We start from the raw sequence: 20,736 nt of genomic DNA on the forward strand, positions 1-20,736 counted from the left end.
CGGTCATGAAGGATCACGACAATGCCCGAACGCTCGCATTTGCTGCAGCCAATTTTCGCTCGGCGTGGACAGTTGAACTGCTTTGCCTGCTCCAGGCTGAGCCCGAACGAACTTGGCCTTTCGCCGACATCGTGACGGCAATGCGGGCGAGCGAGTTGGTGGTGCAGCAGGGTATCGACGCTCTCGTCGGCGCTGGGCTGGTCGTCTCGGACGCTGCCGGAGCGGTGCGTTACGCTGCCCCTGCCTCTCTTGAAGATACCGTTGAACAGGTGATCCGCCTTTACAAATCGGCACCTGACAAAGTCCGCCGCGCCATCGTACGGGCCAATTCCCCGAGCATGGTCGCGTTTGCCGACGCTTTCCGCCTGAGGGACGAGAAATGAACCAGTGGGCACCACCTCTCGTCTACCTCCTGTGCTTCCTGACTAGTACGGGTTGCGCCGTTCTGCTGCTCCGGAGCTACCTTCGTAGCAACGTGCGCCTGCTCCTGTGGAGCGGGATTTGCTTCACGCTGCTGGCCGCAAACAACCTCGTGGTGATCTTCGACATGATTCTGCTGCAGGAGCACGACTTGCGTCTGCTTCGCCTTGTCTTTGCACTCGCCGCCGTTTCGGTGCTCTTGTTCGGGTTCATCTGGGAGCAAGAGGACTGATGGAAACCCTGCTCTCCTTCATGGCCGGCGCCATCACATTCGGCTTCTCAGTGGCGGCGCTGTTCTTCTTTCGGTTTTGGCGCAGCACCGGCGACGGACTGTTCGCGGCATTCGCGGTTGCATTCCTCCTGCTCGGCGCGGGTCAGGCGATGCTGGCGCTCATGGAGGTCGCGGAAGAGGAAAGAAGCTGGCTGTATCTTGTCAGGCTTGCTGCGTTCCTCTGCATCATCTTTGCCGCCCTGTACAAGAACCGACGCCAGAGGTGAGCGGCAAATGTTATCGCTTCCCCCAAGTGATCCACAATAAGTGGGAATCCATCACGTCAAACCGGACCTGGAACGTCAAGGGTTAAGGAGTTGCCGCCTGTTGGGGCGTCGATTACAGCCCCATCCCAGCCAATCCATTACAGCATTAGATCCTGACGGATCAGTAACCCTTGCTGGGACACCCGAACATTCAGAACGCCGTTTGCGGCCTCGGGATCGACGTAGACGATGCAATTATACTGTCAGAGCGAACGGAGATTTGAATGCTGGGCCATCAGGCCTGGGAGGGATCGGATGGCTGACGCGAGACATTGGAGAAACTAAGTCATGTACTTATGGACTTTGGGACTCCCTTCACCGCTCCAGCGTGACCGCTTTGACCAGGTTCGTCGGGCAAGCCAACTTTCCGGCCTTGTCAGATAAAGATATGCGCCAGGGAGACGGGGTGGTCCGGCTATATGGCGTTCTCCCGTGGGACCTTGGGGGGCAGAGCCAACGGTGGTCTGATGGACCCTGCGCTTTCACCGAACGCGGACGTGCTCGCGCAGTGCCACCCATATTCGTTACCGCCCAAGGTGCGCTACGCGGCGACACCGTTTTGGAGTTGGGCTGCGACCTCCCTCCCTTCCGGGCCGATCCACGAGAACCATTCGGCGTAAGGATGGCATTCGGCGAAGACGACCGGGTGTCCTGATTCCGGGAGCCCGTTCCACTGCGTTACCGTGACTTCAACGGCGGTCCGACCCGGATTCCATTCGAGGCCAACCCGCACGAGTGGTGCCGCCGGACTTGCTGCTCGACCTGCCTCGGCCATTGCCCAGTCGATCATTCTGCGGTCGCTTTCAGGAAGGAACTGGGTGACCATCGAATGGAATATGACGCGCCGCTCACCCTGCGGCGGCTGCGCGGCAAGTTCGCGGACAAGCCATTCGCCGGCGCGGCCCCGTTCGACCTGTGGGGGATGGACCCGGGCGATCGCGATAGCTGCCCGCAGGCGCTCCGATCGCACTTGCTCGCCAGGCCAGATATAGGCGTGAAGCCGCTCACTGTCGGCGTCACGGCGCACGTCGAGGGGGTTCAGGTCCACGCCCTTTGCGCTGGCCAGATCGATCCGTTCGCCTTTGGGCGACGGGCCGATCCAGCGTGGCGCAATGGATACAGCACTGGCAGGGTCACCCGTGCCATGCGTGCCCAGACGCAGAGAGTAGTGTCGGAGATTGAGGTTCAATCCGGCGCTCGATCCCAGTTCGAGCAGGTGGGTCGGCATAGGCGCGCGCGCGTCCAGCTCCATCAGCACTGCGGCAAGGCCGGCTACGCGTGCCACCTCATTGGTCTGGGTCGGTCCGCTCATCCATTCGAGCAGGTCTGCCTCGCAATCGTGGAGCGCCATCGACAGCGTTCTGTCGAGCAACGAGGGTTCGGGCGCCTGGGCAGGCTGCGCCCGGCTGTAGATTGCAGCGAGGCCCGGATGTTTGCCTGAGCGCGCCAGAGCGTGAAGTCCGGCATTCAGGCGGAAAATCACGCCAGCGCTGGCCAGGTCGCCCGGCCAGGTGTCAATCGCATGGGCGAGGCTCGGTGCCTGCGGAAGGACCCGGGCCACGCTCTCGAGGATGGCTGCCACAAACATCTTTCCGAACTTTCGCGCCTTTTGCGCTTCCACTGCGAGCTGCGCTGCGCCGCGCCCTGTCGCGAAAGCCGAAGCGGAAAATGGTTCGGCAAAGGCAGCGATCGGCAAGGTTTTGTCTTTCATGGTGTCTGACGGCGGGGCAACCACACCCTAGAAGGTCGTCCTCAATTATTCGAATGCCGAGAATTGCGGATTTTCCGTATCCTTCAATTAACATTATGTTAATATGTTAGAATTCAGTCGTATCATTACGTAATATTTTGATCGTCGTGACTTAACGACCGGTGATTATTGACCCTCAAGGAAGATAAATCAATTGAGGGATTTTATGCATACCTGGAAGCTTCTTGCTACCACTTTGCTTGGCTGCGGTCTCGCGGCTCCAGCCTTCGCAGAAGACGTAAGCGAGGCCAGCGAGACGGCCTCGGTCAAGCGGACCGAAATTGTGTCCGGATCGACAGCAGCTGGAAAGACGTTCAGCACCGGCGTCGCCAAGGGGCGCGATCTTCTCGACACTGCCATCTCGGCCAGCGTGATCGACGAAAGCGACCTGGCCAAGTTCTCGGTCAGCTCCATTTCCGGCATCATGCAGAACATTCCGGGCATCCGGTCGCTGACCTCGGACGTCGATGGCTACTCGTCGATTACCGTCCGCGGTCTGCCCCTGGCAGCGGATGGTTCGAAGTACCTCCAGCTTCAGGAAGACGGCCTGCCTGTGCTGGAATTCGCTGACATGCAGTTCAACGCCGCGGACCGGTATCTGCGGGCTGACTTCAACATATCCCAGATTCAGTCGATCCGCGGCGGATCAGCCTCCACATTCGCGTCCAACTCGCCTGGCGGGGTCGTGAACCTGATCTCGAAGACGGGCGAAATCGAAAGCGGCAATTTCCAGGTTTCCAGCGGGATCGGTCACGATCTCAAGCGAATTGACTTCGATTATGGCAGCCCTCTGGGCGACAATTGGCGTTTTCACGTCGGCGGCTTCTACCGCGAAGGGGAAGGACCGCGCGATTATGGGTACACCGCCTACCGCGGCGGTCAGATCAAGCTGAACGTGACGCGGAACTTCGCCGGTGGCTACGTCCGCATTTATGGCAAGTACCTCGACGACCGACAGCCGAACTATGGAACGCAACCGGCGCGGATTACCGGGACGGATGAAGCCCCGGTCTTCGCCAGCATCGCTGGAACTCGCCTGGCCGGCGACGGCTATGGCTCGCCGCTTGTCGCGGGCTACCTTGGCACGGACGACCAGAACAATCCCCTGAGCCGCAGTCTTGAAAATGGCATGCGTGCGATCGTCAAGGCGATCGGGCTGGAAACGCAATTCGAGATTGCCGACTGGACTGTCAGCAATCGCTTCCGGTTTGCCGACATCAGCGGCGATTTCAATCAGGTTGATTCCATGCTTTCCGCGCCGTCGGCGGTGATATCGACCATCCTGGGCGGCCCGGGCGCCAGCCTGACCTACGCCGCCGGCCCGAATCTCGGGCAGGTCCTCGCGCCCGGTAACCAGATCAACGGCAATGGCCTCGCCAGCATCAATCTGCTGCTGAACATGAACCAGAAGTCGAACGATAACATCACCAACGATCTGCGAGCGTCACGCGTTTTCGCCCTCAATGGCGGCAAGCTGACTGTCAGCGGCGGCATTTACAACGCCATTCAGGACTACAACGTCGACTGGAGCTTCACCAACGCCATTTCCGACGTCGTCGGGAACGGACGGATGGCGCCGCTTGACCTGCGCAATGCCAGCGGGACGCTGCTCAGCCAGAACGGCGTGTTTGCCTACGGCTTCGGCTTCGGACAGCCGCGCGCTTACGGCAATTACAATTTCGACACGAAGTACCGCATCACCGCGCCATATGGCTCGATCAACTTTGCGACCGGCAAGCTCTCGATCGGGGCGAGCTTGCGTTATGATCGTGGCGACGTGAGTGGGAAGGTCATTACCGACGAACTGGTTGCTCCCTTCGATATCAACCGCGATGGCGCCATCGCACCAGTCGAATCGACGGTTGCCGTGCTGCCGCTGACAAGACCGATCCGGGTCGACTACAATTACGGCTACTTGTCGTACTCGACCGGGGTCAATTATCGTATAGCCCAGCCGCTTTCAGTGTTTGCCCGCTACAGCCGCGGCGGACGCGCCAGCGCGGAGCGCGTCCTGCGCCCTGGATCGCTGAATGCAACGACTGGCCAGCTTGCCAATGATGCCTTGAAGTACGGGATCGTGAAGCAGGCGGAAGCGGGTGTAAAATATCGCAACGACGGTGTCGGCATCTACGTGACCGGCTTTTGGGCATCAACCGAGGAACGCAATACCCAGTTGGCCGCCGACAAGAACGGCAACGTCATCGTCCTGGACGTGGTGCGCGAGTATTCTGCAAAGGGCATCGAACTCGAGGGTGAATTCAAGCGCGGTCCCTTCAGGCTGGCCATCGGCGGGACCTGGACCAAGGCGAAGATCGTCAAGGATGCTGATTTCCCGGAACTCGTCGGGAACGTCCCACGCTACATTCCGTCACTTTCCTTCAACGCCCGGCCGACCGTCGAGTTTGCGTCCCTGGCTTTTGGAGCTGTGATCAATGCCACCACGAGCAGCTATGCGCAGGATACGAACCAACTCAAGCTGCCCGGCTACGTCGTCGTCAGCCCGTTTGTGCAGTTCCATCCGGCACAGCAGCTGACGCTTGCGGTCAACGCCTTCAACGTGTTCGACAAGCTGGCTGTCTATTCGGCATCGACCAGCACCATTCCTGCATCGGGGATCGCCAACATCCGGACGCTGAACCCGCGCACGGTCACCGGCTCGATCCGCTACAGCTTCTGATCCTCGGGTGGCTCGTTCGTCCGCGGGCGAGCCACGATCGACACCAAGGCGATAACGCCCGACAAGGAAACCACACTCGTGTTCGACCGCATGAACATTCCGCGCCGCCTCGGCTTTGCTTTCGTCGCGCTGAACGTGACAGCAGCCCTGATGATGGTTGTCTTCGGCATCAGCCTGGCGATGGTGTCGAATGTCAGTGCGCGTAATACTGAGAGCCAGGCAGTCCTGGCCGACACCTTGGCACTGGAGACCGCTCTGCTGCGGCAGAACAGCCAGTTCCGTGGTTTCCTGGTGACTGCCGACGAAAGCTATCTCAAATCGTATCACGAAGGTCGTGACGATTACGACAAGACATCCGCTGCGCTGGAAGCCCGACTCACAGAGCCGGAGCTTCAGGACCTTGTGCGTCGCTCCCGCACCGAAACACTGAAGTGGCGCGAAAGCTGGGGCGACAGGTATATCGCCGTCGTCAAGGCCGGCCAGCGCGATGCGGCGCAGGAGGCGGTCCGTGCGGCAGGCAAGGCCGTGCTGGTAAGCGATGCCGTTTTGCCACTACGCGCGGTGAAAGATGCCAAGACCAAGGAGATCACCGAGGAGACGGCGCGGCAGGAAAGCGCGATCCTCTTCGCGTGGATAGCGCTGGCAATCGGCGGCGCCACCCTGATTGGTCTCGCCCTCGTGCTGTCGCGGCGCCTGTCGCGGTCTATCGCCGTTCCGCTTTCGGACCTGACCGAAACGATGACGGCGCTTGCCGACGGCCAGAATGACGCGCCCATTCCCGGAACCAGCCGTGCCGACGAGCTGGGGGACATGGCTCGCGCCGTCATGGTTTTCCGCGACGCCGCTCTTGACCGCGCCCGCGCCGTGGCCGACCGCGAGCGAGCCATGGCGCAGATCGGAGAGCGCCTGTCAGCCGTTGCCCAAGCGGATCTTTCGGTACGCATTATTGGCGTCCCTCCGGCATTCCAGACAGTGGCGGACGACTTCAACGAAGCGATGGAGCGTCTTTGCCAGGCCATGGGACTGGTGCAGGACAGCATTGTCGCCATCAACCTGACATCTTCCGAGATCCAGCAGGCCACGACCGATCTTGCGACCCGCAGCGAACAGCAGGCGGCGAGCCTGCAGGCATCATCGAGTGCGATGGAGCACCTGACGACCCAGATCGAGGACTATGCCAAGATCGCTGCGCAAGTCAGCGGATCGATGGTCGAGGCGCGCGGGGAGGCGGAGAATGGCGGAATGGTCGTCAGCAAGGCGATCGAGGCGATGGATAACGTGGAACGTGCCAGCGCCGAGATTTCCGAGATCACGGCAATGATCGACGGGATCGCCTTCCAGACCAACCTGCTCGCGCTCAACGCAGGCGTCGAGGCAGCGCGAGCGGGTGAGGCCGGCAAGGGCTTCGCGGTCGTCGCGTCGGAAGTGCGCGCGCTTGCGCAGCGTGCGACAGAAGCCGCCAACGCGATCAAGCAACGCGTCGAGGCGGTGACGAGCCACGTCAGGTCGGGCGTGTCGCTGGTCAACGAGACCGGTTCGGCTTTGGAGACGATCATCAGCCGCGTTAGCGCGGTCACTTCTTCGATCTCGACCATTGCCGAGACGGCGGGCGAACAGAGCATCGCCCTGCGCAAGATCAACGGTGCGATCGGTGCGATGGATCAGATGACCCAGCAGAACGCGGCGATGGTCGAGGAAACGAACGCCGCGACCAAGAACCTGAGCGAGCAGGCCGGCCAGCTTGCCAGCGCCTTTTCCAGCTTCCGCATCGGCGGCGAAAAGCGCCGCCTCCCGACACCCGTTCTGGCACGAGTCCCGACGGTGGCGCCGTCACGCGTGAGGGCGACAACGCCTGCGCCGTCGGTCCCGCTGGCGACAGGCAATCTCGCTATCGACAACGACTGGTCGGAGTTCTGACAAGCGAATTGCAGAGGCGCTAAGCGGCACGACCTGCGGAATTGGGGGGGGGCTGGCTCTGCTGACCCTGAAAGACGGCCCGCCAGACGAGCGCGATGGTGTGCCAGGCCAGCAGGCTGGGCGCCAGGATGTTCAGGATCGGCCGGACGAACATGCCAAGGCCGATGCCGTGCTGGACGGTCACGGTGTGCCCGGCAAAGTAGCTGTCCTGGATCATCGACGGTATGGTCGAGAAGACGATCTCACCCGGGAGGGACAGGACATAGGCGATGACGATAGCGGCAGGGCGCAGCCAGCCATCCCAGCGCTCCATCATCACGAACAACAGGATGAGGGCGGGGGTGTAACCGCCAGCTTCCGAAGTGACCAAGGCAAGGCTGACAGCCAGCAGCGTGGCGCGGTGTGCCGGCACCGCCTGCGGGCGGAACCAGATCGCGGCGGCGCCGAGCACCATGCTGGCCTGACCCAGCCGGAGAACGAGTGAAATGATCGGATCACCGGTTTCGACTAGTTGCGAACCGATCAGTGCAGTGATCGGGAAATCGGTGCTGTTCAGCAGCGATTTCATCGGGATGAAGGTCGCCGGATACCAGACATCAAGGACACTTGCGGCATTGAAGCCGCCCGAAAAGGCGGTGATGTTGCGGACGATCTCACCCGGCGTGCCGATGCCTAGCATGGCAAAGGAGGCAAGATAGACGGCAACGAAGGCGATTGCGCCGCCTTCGAACCAGCGCCAGCGGCGACGGAGCAGCTGTGCCGCCAGTGCTGCTACCAGATAGACCTTGAGATTGATCGCCACGGCAAGGCTCAGCCATCGCAGGCGGGCCGACTTCAGCAGCGGGCCAAAGGCCAAGATCATGCAGGCAAAGGCAAGCAGGATGAGATTGCCGCGCTCCAGTCCATAGAGCAGCGGCATGCCCGCCGTGAGCGCGAATGACCGTGGCAGTGCGGTGCGCCGGTCCAGCCTGGTGAAAGCGAGCGCGGCAAGAACGATATCCAGCAGATAGAACCCGTGGATCGCGGCAATGCCAAGCCAGTCGCAGGAACGGACCTCAAGCCCCGCTGTGGTCTGCCCGTAGCAGGATGCAAGGCTGAGGGGGCGCAGGACGACGAACGAAATCGGCGGGTAGATCGAGGCCCAACTGTCGTAGATGCCGCGGTCATGCGCCCACCATGCGGTGTTGAACCAGTCCATCCAGGTGTCGGAAGATTCATAGAAGAACGGCTGCGGCAGATAGCCTCGCGTGACCAGGTGCCACATGTTCCACACGGTCATCGCGGCGATGACCGCGGCCATCGCCCATTCGAAGCGGAGCCCTGCGCGTCTGTCCATGGTCACGAGGCCGAGGGCCGGAAGACCCAGCGTTTGAGGACGATATAGTTCAGGACGACGACCAAGACGGTGGTTGCCGCCCCTGCGGCATAGGGATCGGCCAGGTAATGGGAGGCCAGGCGCAGTACGAGCAGGTTGACAATATAGTTGCCGAGGTAGGACAGCACGAAGCGGAGTTTGGCAGGGGCGCTGCCGGCAAAAACGCCGCGCGAATAGGTGACATAATTGAACGCAGTGCCAAGGACGTAACCGATGGCCTGCGCGAGGTAGCGATCAAGGCCCAGCCAGACCAGGGCGGCATAGATGCCGAAGCCGAAGGCTGTGTTCACGGCTCCGGCAACCAGATAGCGTATAATCTCCAGCATACGCGCGCGGGCCATGTCAGTAGTCTTGCGGGAAATTGTAGCGTTCTCGTTCGTGGACGAGCGGGGCCGCCCGGGTCCTCTCCGAAATCTGGCGAACATGGTCACCCATCAGGCCGAGGAAGCCGAAGATCAGTGAAACCTGCGCCTGCATCACGCTCCCGATCAGCCATCCGGCGATGGGGCGCCCGGTAAAGAAGGCGATGCCTGCGCCAACCAGCATGGCCAAGGCGATCACGATGCCGACCACCCCGAAGTAAAGCGGCACGCGCAGAAGCCGCTTGGAGGAGCCGGTCAACCCCGTCACCGCAAAATCGAGCAGAGTGAAGAAATTGTTCTTCGATGCTCCACGCGCGCGGGGGGGGCGCACATAGCCGATCGTTTCGAGCGGAAAGCCCGTTTCGACCAGCAGTCCGCGATAGAACGGTTCAGGCTCGTTCAGCGCCTTGATCGCATCGACGACGCGGCGGCTGTAGAGGCCAAAGCCGGTGGCATTGGGAATGGTCTGGAAATCGCCGAAGTTCTTGGCGAGCCAGTAGGACAGGCCGCGGACAAGGCGCAGCACGGTTCCGGAGTCCTCGGCTTCACGGACGCCCAGCACGATGTCCACGCCTGCCCGCCAGCGCTCCACAAAGTGTGGCAGCAGGGCGGGGGTGTCCTGGAAATCGGCACACATGCCGATGACCGCTCGCCCACGCGCAGCGAAGATGCCGTGCGTCGGGGAGCGCATCTGCCCGAAATTGCGGGTGTTGACGATCAGTCGGATGCGCGGATCGCGCAGGCACATTTCGCGGATGATCGGCACCGTGCGATCGGTGGAGCAATTATCGATGAACAGGATTTCGAAGCTCGCTCCGGTCTTCTCAAGTTCAGCGATCACCGCAGCGGCAATGGCCTGCGCGTTGAGTTCCTCGTTGTAGCACGGGATGACGACCGAGATGTCCTCGATCTCGGGGGCTCCTGCCGAGGCAGAGGTGAGTGCCGGTGCAGTGCTGGCGCAGGTCATTGCGCTGCCTTTCGGGGCTCTGCCGGTGGGGGGCGCAGCTTGTAGAATTCCACGGCCAGCCCGAGCAGCAGCAGGAGCAGGCCTATGGCCAGAGCGGGGAAATTGTACTGGCGGTCGGGATCGACATAGGCCGGTTCGAGAATGCGGATGTTCGCGGTAGAGGTCAGGTCCTCGACCGAAGTGCCCTGCAGGAAGCGCTTGTAGTTGTCGTAGAGCGACTGGGCGACATCAAGTTCGCGTCGCAGCCTCAGGCCCTTGGTTGATTCCTGCACGACCTGCCCGACCGAGCCGCGCTGCTGCGGCTGGGGTTCGGCCGCGAGGGCGCGGCGCCGCAGCAGTTCATCCAGTTCCACCCGGGCACGTTGGACGAGGATGTTCTGGTCCGTTGCGAAACGGCGCAGCGCATTGAGTTCGGACTGTTTGGCCTCGATCTGCGCATCGAGCGCCGGGACCTTCTTGGCCACCTCCTGGACGGCGGACTGCGGATCGCCATAGCGGGTGTTGAGGCGGAAAGTGTCGAACTCTGCCTGCGCCCGGTCGAGCCGTTGCGCTGCCTGATCGACCAGTTGTTCCAGAATGCGGCGCTTGTAGGCAGTCTGCTCACGCGAGATCACGCCAAGCTGTTCGCGCACGGCATCGGCATAAGTGGCGACCACTTCGCGCGCGAAATCGCCGTCACGGCGCACCAATTCGATCTCGATGATGCCGCCGCGCATGATGCGGACGTCTACGTTCTTTTCGAGCCAGCGCAGGCCTTGCGTCTCGTTCAGGCCAAGGCGCTCGCCCAGCTTGACGCGCTTGGCGACGAGCTGGCGCACATAGACGCTGCGCGCGACCTTCAGGCTGACTTCGATCGCCGTCTGGTTGCCGAAGATGTTGGCACCGGCCCCAAGCTGGCTCAATGTCCCGGACAGGCCGAGCGTGGACGGGTCGCTCGGCGTCAGGCTTACCGCGGCGCGGTAGTTCTGCGGGTAGACCGTGAATACGGCACTGACCGCCAGCGCGACGGCGAGACCGGTGCGGCGGACGCGGTCGTTGCCGGTGATGCGGCCGCGCGCGAGGGTGCCGACGAGGCTTTTGCGCGGTGTCATCACTTGATCGCCGCAAGGGCAGCGGCACCGATGCCGGCCTGGAAGATGATCTGGGTAATGTCCTTGATCTTGGCCAGCAGGGTCGATGATTGCGTGCGCACCGGTACGAACAGTACGTCCCCCGGCAACGCGGTGGCGTTCAGAGCGCCTCTCCGTTTTGTTTCCACCGCGCCATTGGCGTGGACCACGAAGATCGCGCCCTTGTCGGCTGAACGTTGGACGCCGCCTGCCGACTCCAGATAGTCCTTCACCTTGCCGGTGAGTGCCGGCTCGAGCAGGAACGAGGCCGGCCGATAGACCGCGCCGAACACGCCCACCGTATCGACGCGCGGCGGAACGATGATGCGATCGTTGTTTTCCAGCACGACCGTCTCGGGCAAGGCTGTCGCGGTTGGCGCGATGTCCATCACCAGACGCCCGTCGGGCTCTGCCGAGCGCATCCTTTGCAGCAGGGCCCTTGCCGATGCCAATTGCGCTTCACGGTCGGGCTGGCTTTGCGAGGCATAGCCGGTGAGGGCGGCCGCATTGACCATCTGTTCCAGCTGTTCGACCGCAGCGCGAAAGCTTTCGCGCTGTTGTTCGCGTACCGTGGCGCGGCTGAACACCGTTCCGTAGACGAATGCCCGGCTCGTGAAGCCCCCGGCAAGACGAACGACTTCGCCGACCGATGTGCCGGGGGCGACGAAGTAATTGCCGGGGCGCTGGACTTCGCCTTCAAGCCGCACAAGTACGGACTGCTTCTCGATCGGGCGGGCAAGGCTGCCCTTGGCGAGGATCTGCAGCACGTCGCCGCCTTCGGCCGGGGAGAGGGCAAGCTGGGCGCGGGGCAACTCGCGGCTGCCGATGCTATCGCGGTCTGCCAAACGGTAGAGGATGACGCGATCGGGATCTGCAAGCTGGTTCGGGCCACCGGCGTAAGCGAGAAGATCCTCAAGCGTTTCTTGCCCGCGCAGTTCGTAAATCGCTTCCTCGTTGGCGCTGCCGATCACGGCGACTTGCTTGCCGACCGGGGGAACGAACAGCACGTCTTCGTTGCGCAGGATCGGATCGCGCGAGCGATCGCCCTTGCGCAGGATGTCGTAGAGATCGAAATCCTGCACTTCCTGCCCATTGCGGTAGAGCTTGACGCTGCGCAGGCTGCCACCCGCGTTGGGGCCACCGGCGGCGATCAGGGCGCCGAGCAGCGTAGAGAGTGAGTTTACCGTGTAAACGCCGGGCTGCTGCGCGAAGCCGGTCACGAACACCCGGATGCCGTGCAGCTTCTTGATGCTGACCGACACGTCGTAGCCGCGATATTGGGCGCCAATGGCCTGTGAGACGTGCCGCTTGAGATCGCGATAACGGACCCCGATGAGGCTGACCTCGCCAATATTCGGGAGAAAGATGCGTCCATTGGCGTCCACCGGGAATTCGGCGCTGCCGACGACGGACCCGGTCAGGTTGATCGCGATGACATCGCCCACGCCGATGGGATAATCGGGCGGAATGACGAGAGCCGAGGGCACGGAGTAGTCGGTGGCGCTGGGCACCAAAAGGTCTGCGCCGAAGCGGGAGACCTTCCGACCGGCCATGCTCGCGAGGAACTGTTCGAATTCGCTCAGCTTCGGTTCGGGCCGCTTGGCGTCGTTGCTGGAAGTGGCACGGTTTATCTTGTCGGTGCCGGACCCGGACGAGCCTTCGGCAGTGACGTCGCGCTCGCTGCTGCTTCTCGTGGTTTGTGTGATGTCGAGCGGCGTGAACTGGGTCGATGTCGTGGCGGTTTCGCTCTCGTCATCATCGCGCTGCCCGCTCTGCTGGGAATTCTGTTGCGATTCCTGTTGTGCGTACACGGGCGCAGCAATGGCCAACAGGCTCCCCGCGATTGCGGGAATAATGCCCCGCGCGAAAAGCATGGGGCGACCGGGAGGGGGGCTGATGGGCATGACGCTTTCTTTTCTTGATCAGGCTGGAGCCGGAACGCCGGGAGCAAGGGTTTTGGTGTGCGACTGTCCGAGCCAGTCCATCGTTTCTCGGATGCCCTCGATCAGCGGCACGCGGGCAATCCCGTGCGACCTGAGGAGGGCGTCGTAGCTGGCGTCATCGCCGTGATAGATGTCGGCATCGGGTGCAATGATCGCCGCGCGGTCAACTCCGCACCCCGGAACCAGGCTGGCGACGAGCCGGGCGATGTCCCCCAGCTCCATCGGCTCCCCACCGCTGTCGAACCGTGAGACGCCTTCATCGCGCAGCATCATCGCCAGGACGAGGCTTAGCAATTCGCGCAAGCTGGCATAGGCTCGGACCACCTGACGGGGGCTGCGCACTGCAACGGGCCTGCCGGCCAGCGCATCGAGGATGAAGCTGGCAATGGCATAGGCTTCGGGCATGTTGATGCGGGGGCCGAGCAAGGCATAGATGCGCACGATGGCGGCCGTGGCCTGGCGTTCGTGTGCCCACGCGGCAAAGCGCTCCTCCTCTTCGAGCTTGAGCTGCCCGTAGAGTTCGAGCGCACCTTGGGCGCTGCCGGCTACGACTTTTGCGGCGGCACCGGACGAGGCGACGAACAGGCCCGTGGTGCCAATTGCGTCCAGTGCGGCAAGCACTTGCCCGGTGATGGCGCGATTGGCAGCGGCGTAGTCACGTTCGTCCATTGCCACAGCACGATCCTTGGTCAGGAAGGCGGTGTGAAATACCCACGTCGGCGCATGGGGAAGGTCGGTGATGGAAGAAAGCGCAGCTTGCGGCAGAGTGCTGCCATCAGCCAGCGCCAAATCTCTGACGCTCGATCCGAAAGCGCGGACCCGTTGCCGGAGAACGTCCGGGCCAAGCGCGGCGCTCAACAGGTCGAGCAGGGCAAGGCCGATCCATCCGCCCGCACCGGTGATGACGATGCGATGCCCATCCTTGCGCAGAGCCTCTGCCACGACTGGGTCAAGCATGGGCGCCCGCCAGAATGGTGCCGGCAAGATCTCTGAATCCGTCAAAGCTGCGGTCGGGGTTGGGGATGTAGTCTGCCTTGGCGTAGCCGTGGGTGAGGAACATGAACGGCATGCCGAGGCGGTCGGCGACAGCGTGATCGATCTCGCTGTCGCCAATGAACAGGCAATCGCGCGGCCGCACGTGCAGCTCCTCAAGGACTGCTTCAAGCAGATCGGGTGCAGGTTTCGCCGGAACACCCTGGCGCCCGCCTACAACCGAAGAGAACAGGTGCGCGAGGTCGGTGTCCGCCAGAACCTTGTCGACAAGCTGTTGCGGCTTGTTCGAGCAGATTGCCAACGTGAAGCCTGCCTCGCGCAGGGTGATCAGACCGTCCTCCACATCGGCGAAAAGCGAGCTTCGCTCGGTTCGCTTGGCGGCATAGCGCGCGCGGAATTCCGCTATTTCGTCGTCGGGATCGGCACAGGCGCTACCGAGCAGCGCGGCGACCATGCGAGGGCCGCCCTCGCTCATCCATGGCCGGGCAACCTGCGGATCGACGACGAGATTGCTGCCACGGTCACGCAGCATTTCATCGAGGATCTCGACGCATATGGCGCAGCTATCGACGAGCGTTCCGTCGAGGTCGAATATCAGCGATTTCTGCACCCCCGACATGGCCTATCTCAGGATGGTGCAGGGGCTCATCGCCTCTGCCAATTCGGCATCGCTGAGGAATGGCGACAGGTCTTCAAGCGGCGGCGACACCATCGAGCCGTCGGCGAGGCGACGGCTGGAAAGCTTCGGTTCGAATTGCTGAGTCTTGTCGATCATCACTTCGCAGAGCTGTGGGCCGGGGGCGTCAAGCGTTGCACGAATGGCTGATGACAGCTCACCATCACGGCCCGCCTTGCGCGCGGGGATGCCGAAGCCTTCGGCCAGTCTGGCGAACTCGGGGAATGTCAGGCCGCTTTCGGGGCCACAGCCCACAGAAAAGCCGCTGAAGTGCGCGACCTGGGACTGGCGGATCGAATGGTAGCCGTCGTTATTGAGGACGAAGATCTTGATGGGCAGTTCTGCGCCGACGATCGTCTGCAATTCCTGCAGGTTCATCATGATCGATCCGTCGCCGGCCAGGCAGACGATCCGCTTGGGTGTTGCCCCCATGGTGGCCGAACCGAAGTATGCACCGATCGCTGCGGGCAGGTCGTATCCCATGCTGGCGCAGCCGGAGTTGGTGTAAAGCCGCTGACCCGCCTTGATCCGTGCCGCCTGGAATATCGTGACGCAGGCCGTACCGTCTCCGGTGACGATAATATCGCCTTCGTCCAGCTCCTCGAACAGGGCCTCTGCAAAGACGTAAGGGTTGATCGGTCCGGTTTCGGACCTCATCGTATCAAGAACGGCGGGGTAACGGGCGGACCGTTCGCGGCTGCGGGCGAGGTAGGCCGCTCTTTGGGCTTGGCCGGTCGGCGGGAGCGGGATGGTCTTAGCTGCTGAGAAGAACGCGCGCAGATCGGCGTGGATCGGGCGGTGCAAACGCAGGGTCGGCTTGGCGAGCTCGGCGCTGTCGATGTCGACCATGGCGATGCGCGCGTTGCGGGCAAAGCTGCCGAAGTTGTAGCTGATCTGGCGGATGTTCAGCCGGCTGCCAAGCACCAGCACGTAGTCCGCCGCCTGAACCGCGAAGTTCCCGCCACGGTCACCCACGCTGCCGGGCCGCCCCACATAAAGCGGGTGGGCGTCGGGCAAGGCATCGTGCGCATTCCAACCGGTCACGACCGGAGCACCGAGACGTTCGATGAATTCGAGAAACGCTGCGTGCGTGCCGGACAGTCGCACACCCGCGCCCACGAAGACAACCGGGCGTTCCGCTGCGGTGATTTCCGCCAGCAGTGCCCCGACTTCCGCTTCAAGATCAGCGCCTTCAAGCGCGCCGGCCTCTACTGTGGTGTTGATCGGCAGGTCGGCCATGTCGTCTTCGGACGCAGGATCATATGCTGCCAGCGCCTCGGGATCTACCGGGGCCGCCTGGACGTTGATCGGCACGTCGATCCACACCGGGCCTGGCCTGGCCCTGCGGGCGAGGTGAATGGCGCGTTCGACCACCCTGCGCGTGTCCTGCGGGTCCTGCAGCAGAACGGCATACTTGGTGATCGGGCGCGCCATCGCGACAATATCGACTTCCTGATCGCCAAGCTGGCGCAGGGGAATCTGCGGGTAGTTTCCTGCGATAGTCTCGCGCTTTACCTGCCCCGAAACGACGATCATCGGGATGGAATCGACATAGGCGCCATAGACGCCGTTAAGAGCGTTCACGCCGCCCGGCCCCGTCGTGACGTTGACCAGGGCCGGGCGTCCGGTCAGACGCCCGTAGCTTTCCGCGGCAATGGCGCAGGCCTGTTCGTGGTGGGAGAAGATCTTGCGGAGGCCTGCTTCCCGGCCGAACGCATCGTTCAGGTGCATGGCACCTCCGCCCGTCAGCATGAAGCAATCGCTGATGCCATGCTCGACGAGCAGACGCGCGATCAGGTCTGCAACACGAATAATCTGCGCCATGGGATCAGGCTGCTTCCGCCGTGCGGGCAGAGACTTTCTGGCGGGCTTCCATCATTTCGATGCGAGCGGAATCTTCCTCGGCAATGCCGCGGTAGAAATCGCGCTTGTTCTTCAGCCAGAGCAGTTCGAACTCGATGGCGAGTTCCATGCCGGCCTGAGCGCGGCCATCATCCGCAACGACTGAATCGAAGACCACCTTGCGAGTTTCGAAGCGATCAAGTCGGTGGCGGCGAGCGCCTGAGAGAAGCGGAATCGAATCTGGGCTGACACCGCCGCCCACGACCAGTTCGACGCCGCGGATGCGAGCTTCCTGCGCCACGCGGTTCACGTAGGCAGTCATTTCCGGCGAATTGACGAAGCCGCGATCCTTGCCAAGTGAACCGGCAAAATCCACGCGGCCGAACACGAAGCCCACCTTGCCGGCCTGTGCGACGCTGCCGAGTTCCTCGAGATGCTCGAAGGTTGCCGCAGTTTCGACGTTGAACAGGAAGGACATGTCCTCCTGTTCCTTTGCCGGGAACACCTTGTTCTTGGCAGCGATGAACTTGCTGAGCGCGTAGGGCGTTTCGACCATCGGGGCGATGATCATGTCGACGCCGTACTGGCGGGCTTCGATCAGATCACGGATCGCCTCGCACCCGCCGATCTTCAGTGCCACCTTGAGCCCGGCGCGGCGCGCCAGTTCGAGCAGGCGAAGAAATTCGTCAGATCGTGTGCCTTCTGCTTCGAATTCCGCCTTGACCGCAACGAAACCGAGATCTTTCCGTCCCTTTTCGAGAATGGCAAGCATCTGTTTTTCGTAAGTATTCATCTTGTCATCCTGTCCTTTGAACCAACAGATCAGCGCTTGCCATTGACGAAATTGGCGAGCATTTCGACGCTGTAGGAAAGATGGTCTTCGGTAAGACCCGGATAGAGACCAAGCCAGAAGGTGTTGGTCGTCACGAGATCGGCGTTGGCAAGGTCGCCAACGACACGAACATTGCGCCCCTTCATGTAGGGCTGATGCAGCAGGTTGCCGCCAAACAGCAGACGCGTACCGACCTGCTTGTCATTGAGGTACTGAACGAGTTCTTCGCGATTCAGGCCGCTTTCGGGGCGGATCGTCAGCGGGAAGCCAAACCAGCTCGGCTTGCTGCGCGGGGTGGCCTCGGGCAGGATGAACACATCCTCGAGCGGGCGCATCAGTTCGATCAGCTTGGCGAAATTGCGACCGCGCGCGGCAATGAACTCATCGACCTGCGCAAGCTGGGCGAGGCCCACGGCGGCCTGCATGTCGGTGATCTTCAGGTTGTAGCCGACATGGCCGTACGTGTACTTGTGGTCATAGCCATGCGGCAGTGTGCCGAGGCGGCGGGCAAAGCGCTTGCCGCAGGTGTTGTCCTGTCCGGGCGCACACCAGCAATCCCGGCCCCAGTCACGGATGGATTCGACCACGCGCTTGAGCCGTGGTTTGTCGGTGAACACGGCGCCGCCTTCGCCCATGGTGATGTGGTGGGCGGGGTAGAACGACAGCGTGCCGAGATGGCCAAAGGTGCCGACGGGCTTGTCGTCATAAGTGGCGCCGAGCGCGTCGCAGGTGTCCTCGACCACCCAGAGATTGTACTTCTCGGCAACGCGCATGACTTCGGCGAGGTCGAACGGGTTGCCCAGCGTATGGGCGATCATGATCGCACGGGTCTTTTCCGAAACCGCCGCCTCGATCATTTCCGGCTTGATGTTGTAGGTCGGGATGTCGACGTCGACGAACACCGGGACAAGGCCGTACTGCAACGACGGATTGACCGTGGTAGGGAACCCGGTGGCCACGGTGATGACCTCGTCACCGGCCTTCAGCGCTTCGCTGCGATGGTAGTGCGAAGTCAGCGCGGCAAGGGCGAGAAGGTTGGCTGACGAGCCGGAATTGGTGGTGAGCGCGTGTGCCACGCCCATGCGCTTTGCCAGCTGCTCTTCGAACAGCGCGTTGTAGCGCCCCGTGGTCAGCCACATGTCAAGGCTGGCGTCGACCAGGTTGCGCATCTCGCTTTCGCCCACGACCTTGCCGGAGACCGGCACAGGGCTCTGCCCCGGTACGAAGGGGCGCGGTGCGTGGAAGCGGCGAGCATACTCGCCTGAGAGACTGACGATCAGTTCGCGCAGTTCAGCTTCGCCCGCATGGGCAGCCACGGCCTGAACGTCGGCAGCGCGAGGAAGGGTGTCGGTTGTCATGTCATGCACTGCCTGATTGGAATTGCTGGAATTTTTCACGGTATTCGGCGAGCTGGCGGAGGGAGGTGGCCCTTGCGCAGGCGCCGCGATCCACGGTCTGGTGCCACGAGACGATGCGCCGCAGAGCTTCGTCGAGACCCCAGGTCGGTCGCCAGCCCAGGACGCTGCGCGCTTTTGCGCAATCGAGCCTGAGATTGTGCGCCTCGTGGCGATCGGCTGCAGTCCCTGGACTGTCCCAGCCGGACACGCCCCAAGCTTCGGTCATCCTGTCGGCAATCCAGTCAACCGGGCGGGTGTCGTCATCGGCGGGACCGAAGTTCCAGCCTTCGGCTGCCCAGGACTTCCCTGAAGCGAGTGCCTCGGCAATCATCAGGTAACCGCCCAAGGCCTCAAGGACGTGTTGCCAGGGACGGATCGCGCGGGGATTTCGGATCAGCGGGCGCTCGCCAGCGATCAACGCGCGGACGATATCCGGGATCAGGCGGTCGCGTGCCCAGTCCCCCCCGCCGATGACGTTGCCGGCGCGGACCGAGGCAAGGCCCGCCGCGCCTTCGGCCGAGAAGAAGCTGCGGCGATAGGCCGATATCACGATCTCGGCCGCACCCTTGCTGGCGGAATAGGGATCGTGCCCACCCATCGGATCGTTCTCGCGATAGGGCCAGAGCCATTCGCGATTCTCGTAGGCCTTGTCCGACGTGATGCACACGATCGCGCGGAGTGACTTTGCCTGTCGACACGCCTCGAGCATGTGCACCGTGCCCTGGACATTCGTCGCGAACGTCTCGACCGGGGTTTCGTAGGACAGGCGGACGAGCGGTTGCGCGGCCATGTGGAACACGACTTCCGGATCGCATCGTTCGACCGCGGCGACGCACGTGGGCAAATCGCGGATGTCGCCCTCGATATGGTCAACAATCGCATCGATTTGTGCCTGCCGGAACAGGCTCGTCTCTTCGGCGGCAAGTGAAAGACCGGTGACCTTTGCCCCCATCTGCTTGAGCCAGAGAGATAGCCAGCTGTCCTTGAAGCCGGTGTGGCCGGTAAGCAGGACCCGGCGTCCTGCCCAGAAGGTGGGATCGTGCAGATAAGTCATGCTCACCAGCACTTCCACGGCGCAGAACCTTCGGCCCAGAGGCGATCGAGCAATTGCTTGTCGCGCAGCGTGTCCATGGGTTGCCAGAACCCGCTGTGGCGGAAGGCGACGAGTTCGCCCTGCCGGGCCAGCGTTTCAAGCGGGCCGCTTTCCCAGATCGTGCCAGCGCAGGGGATCAGATCGATCACAGACGGATCGAGGACGAAGAATCCGCCGTTGATCAGCCCGCCATCCCCAGCGGGCTTTTCCTTGAAGTCGACAACCTTGTCGCCATCGAATTCCAGCGCGCCGAACCGTCCGGGAGGGGCGACGGCTGCGATGGTCGCCTTGCGTCCATGAGCGCGGTGAAATGCGAGTTCGGCGGTCACGTCGATATCGGCAACGCCATCGCCATAAGTGAAGCAGAATGGCTCATCATCGAGATGGGAGCGGACTGCGCGCAGCCGTCCACCGGTCTGCGCTTCGGCACCGGTTTCGACCAGGGTGACTTTCCAAGGCTCACACTTGGCCTGGTGCACTTCCATTGCGTTGCGTGACAGATCGATTGTCACATCGGCCGAATGCAGAAAGTAATTCGCGAAGAACTCCTTGATGACGTATCCCTTGTAACCCAGGCATATCACGAAATCAGTCACGCCGTGGGCGGCATATATTTTCATGATATGCCATATTATCGGAAATCCGCCGACTTCGACCATTGGCTTTGGGCGAACAGACGTTTCTTCACCGAGGCGAGTCCCTAGACCGCCTGCCAGAATGACCGCTTTGGTCAAAGTATACCCCAGAATGATTGTATGATATAGGAGCGTCGCCCCAACCACTCCTCATTATTACTTAGGTTTGCCAAAAGCGCGGCAATTCGCGTCCATTATGGAGAAGAAGCGA

General features: G+C 62.2%; 18 protein-coding genes. 5 read left to right on the forward strand and 13 right to left on the reverse strand.

Features of this window, described 5'->3' with window-relative positions:
• The first annotated feature begins 5 nt into the window (after positions 1 to 5).
• The 3 genes from NJ75_RS04230 to NJ75_RS04240 are packed head-to-tail and all read left to right on the forward strand — an operon-like array spanning position 6 to position 918.
• Positions 6 to 383 carry a hypothetical protein gene (locus tag NJ75_RS04230; protein ID WP_039331751.1) on the forward strand — a complete coding sequence of 126 codons (378 nt, stop codon included), beginning with the start codon at positions 6 to 8 and terminating at the stop codon, positions 381 to 383.
• Positions 380 to 652, forward strand: a complete 273-nt coding sequence (locus NJ75_RS04235) for a DUF5985 family protein (protein WP_039331753.1) — start codon at positions 380 to 382, stop codon at positions 650 to 652. Before NJ75_RS04230 ends, NJ75_RS04235 begins: the two co-directional genes overlap by 4 nt.
• Positions 652 to 918 carry a DUF5985 family protein gene (locus NJ75_RS04240; RefSeq protein WP_039331754.1) on the forward strand — a complete coding sequence of 89 codons (267 nt, stop codon included), beginning with the start codon at positions 652 to 654 and terminating at the stop codon, positions 916 to 918. Before NJ75_RS04235 ends, NJ75_RS04240 begins: the two co-directional genes overlap by 1 nt.
• A 580-nt stretch (positions 919 to 1,498) precedes the next feature.
• On the opposite strand, the gene NJ75_RS04245 is transcribed toward NJ75_RS04240, so the two are convergent.
• Positions 1,499 to 2,668 carry a DUF2332 domain-containing protein gene (locus NJ75_RS04245; protein WP_052241973.1) on the reverse strand — a complete coding sequence of 390 codons (1,170 nt, stop codon included), beginning with the start codon at positions 2,666 to 2,668 and terminating at the stop codon, positions 1,499 to 1,501.
• Positions 2,669 to 2,873: 205 nt separating this feature from the next.
• Here NJ75_RS04245 and NJ75_RS04250 point away from each other — a divergent pair, with 205 nt between their 5' ends.
• Positions 2,874 to 5,384, forward strand: a complete 2,511-nt coding sequence (locus tag NJ75_RS04250) for a TonB-dependent receptor domain-containing protein (protein WP_039331755.1) — start codon at positions 2,874 to 2,876, stop codon at positions 5,382 to 5,384.
• Positions 5,385 to 5,462: 78 nt separating this feature from the next.
• The gene (locus NJ75_RS04255) at positions 5,463 to 7,301 is read left to right on the forward strand and encodes a methyl-accepting chemotaxis protein (protein ID WP_156135701.1); all 1,839 of its coding nucleotides are present in this window, start codon (positions 5,463 to 5,465) and stop codon (positions 7,299 to 7,301) included.
• A gap of 19 nt (positions 7,302 to 7,320) precedes the next feature.
• On the opposite strand, the gene NJ75_RS04260 is transcribed toward NJ75_RS04255, so the two are convergent.
• The 12 genes from NJ75_RS04260 to rfbF all read right to left on the reverse strand — a co-directional run bounded on the left by NJ75_RS04260 (position 7,321) and on the right by rfbF (position 20,672).
• Positions 7,321 to 8,601, reverse strand: coding sequence for a glycosyltransferase 87 family protein (locus tag NJ75_RS04260; protein WP_169804117.1), 1,281 nt, complete (start codon positions 8,599 to 8,601; stop codon positions 7,321 to 7,323).
• Positions 8,602 to 8,639: 38 nt separating this feature from the next.
• A complete protein-coding gene (locus NJ75_RS04265; RefSeq protein WP_169745695.1) occupies positions 8,640 to 9,002 on the reverse strand; it encodes a GtrA family protein in 363 nt (120 codons plus the stop codon).
• Positions 9,003 to 9,018: 16 nt separating this feature from the next.
• Positions 9,019 to 10,005 (reverse strand): glycosyltransferase family 2 protein, encoded by a 987-nt coding sequence (locus NJ75_RS04270; RefSeq protein ID WP_052241976.1) that lies wholly within the window; start codon positions 10,003 to 10,005, stop codon positions 9,019 to 9,021.
• Positions 10,002 to 11,096, reverse strand: coding sequence for a GumC domain-containing protein (locus NJ75_RS04275; RefSeq protein ID WP_039331761.1), 1,095 nt, complete (start codon positions 11,094 to 11,096; stop codon positions 10,002 to 10,004). Before NJ75_RS04275 ends, NJ75_RS04270 begins: the two co-directional genes overlap by 4 nt.
• Positions 11,096 to 12,925 (reverse strand): SLBB domain-containing protein, encoded by a 1,830-nt coding sequence (locus NJ75_RS04280; protein ID WP_169745696.1) that lies wholly within the window; start codon positions 12,923 to 12,925, stop codon positions 11,096 to 11,098. The genes NJ75_RS04275 and NJ75_RS04280 overlap by 1 nt, the downstream gene beginning before the upstream one ends.
• Before the next feature lie 111 nt (positions 12,926 to 13,036).
• On the reverse strand, positions 13,037 to 14,014 hold the full coding sequence (locus tag NJ75_RS04285; protein ID WP_039331763.1) for an NAD-dependent epimerase/dehydratase family protein: 978 nt from the start codon (positions 14,012 to 14,014) through the stop codon (positions 13,037 to 13,039).
• Positions 14,007 to 14,669 carry an HAD family hydrolase gene (locus NJ75_RS04290; RefSeq protein ID WP_052241985.1) on the reverse strand — a complete coding sequence of 221 codons (663 nt, stop codon included), beginning with the start codon at positions 14,667 to 14,669 and terminating at the stop codon, positions 14,007 to 14,009. The genes NJ75_RS04285 and NJ75_RS04290 overlap by 8 nt, the downstream gene beginning before the upstream one ends.
• 3 nt (positions 14,670 to 14,672) lie before the next feature.
• Positions 14,673 to 16,550 (reverse strand): thiamine pyrophosphate-binding protein, encoded by a 1,878-nt coding sequence (locus NJ75_RS04295; RefSeq protein WP_174544565.1) that lies wholly within the window; start codon positions 16,548 to 16,550, stop codon positions 14,673 to 14,675.
• A gap of 4 nt (positions 16,551 to 16,554) precedes the next feature.
• The gene (locus NJ75_RS04300; RefSeq protein ID WP_039331766.1) at positions 16,555 to 17,361 is read right to left on the reverse strand and encodes an aldolase/citrate lyase family protein; all 807 of its coding nucleotides are present in this window, start codon (positions 17,359 to 17,361) and stop codon (positions 16,555 to 16,557) included.
• A 29-nt stretch (positions 17,362 to 17,390) separates the two neighbouring features.
• Positions 17,391 to 18,758: a lipopolysaccharide biosynthesis protein RfbH gene (gene rfbH / locus NJ75_RS04305; protein ID WP_082013259.1), complete on the reverse strand. Its 1,368-nt coding sequence runs from the start codon at positions 18,756 to 18,758 to the stop codon at positions 17,391 to 17,393.
• Position 18,759: 1 nt separating this feature from the next.
• Positions 18,760 to 19,851, reverse strand: a complete 1,092-nt coding sequence (rfbG, locus tag NJ75_RS04310) for a CDP-glucose 4,6-dehydratase (RefSeq protein ID WP_052242005.1) — start codon at positions 19,849 to 19,851, stop codon at positions 18,760 to 18,762.
• Between the two features lie 2 nt (positions 19,852 to 19,853).
• Positions 19,854 to 20,672, reverse strand: a complete 819-nt coding sequence (rfbF, locus tag NJ75_RS04315) for a glucose-1-phosphate cytidylyltransferase (protein WP_330217038.1) — start codon at positions 20,670 to 20,672, stop codon at positions 19,854 to 19,856.
• Positions 20,673 to 20,736: the final 64 nt, after the last annotated feature.

The organism is Novosphingobium subterraneum, assembly GCF_000807925.1.
Taxonomy (GTDB): domain Bacteria; phylum Pseudomonadota; class Alphaproteobacteria; order Sphingomonadales; family Sphingomonadaceae; genus Novosphingobium; species Novosphingobium subterraneum.

Coding starts and splice junctions, on each gene's coding strand:
- rfbH (WP_082013259.1), bottom strand. CDS start 18,758: ATGACAACCGACACCCTTCCTCGCGCTGCCGACGTTCAGGCCGTGGCT.
- NJ75_RS04290 (WP_052241985.1), bottom strand. CDS start 14,669: ATGTCGGGGGTGCAGAAATCGCTGATATTCGACCTCGACGGAACGCTC.
- NJ75_RS04285 (WP_039331763.1), bottom strand. CDS start 14,014: ATGCTTGACCCAGTCGTGGCAGAGGCTCTGCGCAAGGATGGGCATCGC.
- NJ75_RS04295 (WP_174544565.1), bottom strand. CDS start 16,550: ATGGCGCAGATTATTCGTGTTGCAGACCTGATCGCGCGTCTGCTCGTC.
- rfbG (WP_052242005.1), bottom strand. CDS start 19,851: ATGACTTATCTGCACGATCCCACCTTCTGGGCAGGACGCCGGGTCCTG.
- NJ75_RS04300 (WP_039331766.1), bottom strand. CDS start 17,361: ATGAATACTTACGAAAAACAGATGCTTGCCATTCTCGAAAAGGGACGG.
- NJ75_RS04270 (WP_052241976.1), bottom strand. CDS start 10,005: ATGACCTGCGCCAGCACTGCACCGGCACTCACCTCTGCCTCGGCAGGA.
- NJ75_RS04275 (WP_039331761.1), bottom strand. CDS start 11,096: ATGACACCGCGCAAAAGCCTCGTCGGCACCCTCGCGCGCGGCCGCATC.
- NJ75_RS04260 (WP_169804117.1), bottom strand. CDS start 8,601: ATGGCCGCGGTCATCGCCGCGATGACCGTGTGGAACATGTGGCACCTG.
- NJ75_RS04265 (WP_169745695.1), bottom strand. CDS start 9,002: ATGCTGGAGATTATACGCTATCTGGTTGCCGGAGCCGTGAACACAGCC.
- NJ75_RS04240 (WP_039331754.1), top strand. CDS start 652: ATGGAAACCCTGCTCTCCTTCATGGCCGGCGCCATCACATTCGGCTTC.
- NJ75_RS04245 (WP_052241973.1), bottom strand. CDS start 2,668: ATGAAAGACAAAACCTTGCCGATCGCTGCCTTTGCCGAACCATTTTCC.
- NJ75_RS04235 (WP_039331753.1), top strand. CDS start 380: ATGAACCAGTGGGCACCACCTCTCGTCTACCTCCTGTGCTTCCTGACT.
- NJ75_RS04250 (WP_039331755.1), top strand. CDS start 2,874: ATGCATACCTGGAAGCTTCTTGCTACCACTTTGCTTGGCTGCGGTCTC.
- NJ75_RS04230 (WP_039331751.1), top strand. CDS start 6: ATGAAGGATCACGACAATGCCCGAACGCTCGCATTTGCTGCAGCCAAT.